Annotated in this window: 2 protein-coding genes; one reads left to right on the plus strand and one right to left on the minus strand. The window is 47.2% G+C overall.

Features of this window, described 5'->3' with window-relative positions; translation table 11 throughout:
- Positions 1 to 156: 156 nt before the first annotated feature.
- Positions 157 to 885 carry a PEP-CTERM sorting domain-containing protein gene (locus AC2VE5_RS26510; protein ID WP_486890532.1) on the minus strand — a complete coding sequence of 243 codons (729 nt, stop codon included), beginning with the start codon at positions 883 to 885 and terminating at the stop codon, positions 157 to 159.
- 427 nt (positions 886 to 1,312) lie between these two features.
- Between AC2VE5_RS26510 and AC2VE5_RS26515 the strand changes: the two genes are divergently transcribed.
- Positions 1,313 to 1,807, plus strand: a 495-nt coding sequence (locus AC2VE5_RS26515; protein WP_486890533.1) for a glycosyltransferase, incomplete at its 3' end; no start/stop codon positions are given.

Raw genomic sequence — 1,807 nt, forward strand, 5'->3', positions numbered from 1 at the left:
GATCTTAAAGCGTTTGAATAAATTCATCTGCAAAGAGATCTCAACAACCCTGACAAGCTGCTTGCCCCTTAGCAGGAGTAATGAAACAACTGCCATGTTGGTTAAAACACAGCAGTTGTTATTTTTGAGTCGTTGCTAACAACTGGTTAGCTGCTTTTAAGCTGCCACTTTTTGCTTGCGCTTCTTGAGCCAGGTGCCGCCGCCTAAAGCCCCAAAGGCCAGTAGACCCAGGGTGGAGGTGGGCTCAGGCACCACCGTCACTGGCGTAGCCGTCAGTGTGGCGGAGTAGGTGCCCCTGAAGTCGTTGTTCGCAGAAGTTAACCCCTGACCCGTAAATTCAAAGGTTCCAGGGGTTCTATCTCCTTCGCTTAAGAAGAACCCAGAGCCATTGGCTGCAAATGCAGTTTCACTAATGCTCGACACCCTGAACTTTTCGAGCTGGAAGGTGGAGTTAGGGACAAAGGGAGAGTCAGGAGCAGCTGTACTTGGTAGAACAATGAACTCAAGGACTGGAACTGTGCTACTAAAGGTTGAAGGTCCAAAGCTTTTGATCTGACCTTCATACCGAGTAAGAACTAGTCCAGGGTTCGGAACATTGTAGCCAGCAAAGTCCCCAGAGTTGGAAGCCCCGCCAATGGTGGTATCAGCAAACTCACCGACTTCTGCAAAAGCAGAGCTGCCGCTAGATTCGGGTCCAAATAGCAAGCGGTTACTAACGCGAACTCCCGCTTCCTCACCCTCACTGTCGTCAGGGGCTCTAAAATCGCCAATAAGATTTAAAGTGCTGCCTGTGGCAAAGATTGCGGCACTTGCCGGTGTTGCCATCGAGGCTAAAGTGCCAGCAGTGGCGATACCCGTAAGAGCTAAAAGAAATTTTCTGTTCACAGTTATGGTCCCCCATAAGTTTTAGTAGTGTTGACCCTAAGGCAGGAGTAAAAAGTTGCTCAACTAAAAACTCCCTGTTAGGGCATTCAAAAATTGCGCTCCCGGACGATTGTTTCACACCCGCCCAAGATATGCTAGTGATCTGTTATACATTGTTATGCAAATTTCGTTTTTTTAAGCCAATTTTAATCTTCGTCTCAGTTTCTAAAGCCTTGTCGTCGTTTTAAAACCTAGGCTTTGAAGCCACTCCCTCAAGAATGACAGAAGCAGTAGAACTGTCAGTGGACGAGGCTCTAAATCCCCAAAAGATCTGCCTGATCGAGACACTGAGGTACATCTACAGGCTGATGAGTTTTCTATATTCAAGGATTAAAAATCGTAGTAATTACTACAAAGATCCTTTCCTTAAATATTTGGGTATTTGAAAATGCGAATCGCTCAAGTTGCGCCTTTGATGGAACGGGTGCCTCCTCGGGCCTATGGCGGGATTGAACTTGTGGTCAGCTTGCTGACAGATGAACTGGTTCGCCGGGGCCATGAGGTGACTTTATTTGCCTCTGGCGATTCTCAAACCCTAGCTCGACTCGAATCAATGACTCCCCAGTCACTGCGTTTAGACACTAAGATCCGTGAGTATGGTGCTTATGAGTTGCTGGAACTCAGTCAGGTCTATGAGCAGGCTGCTGGGTTCGATATTATTCATTCCCACGTTGGCTATACGGCCTTGCCGTTCTCAACCCTGATCAAAACCCCAACGGTTCATACCCTGCACTCATTTACCCTTGATAGCCGCCGTTTATTTGCCCACTATCGCCAGCAACCTTATATCAGTATTAGTAATGCTCAGCGAGACCCAGGGCTGAATTTGAATTTTGTTAGTACGGTTTATAACGGCATTGAACCCAATGCCTATGCTTTTCAT

Source organism: Aliterella sp. E5.1 (assembly GCF_057473825.1).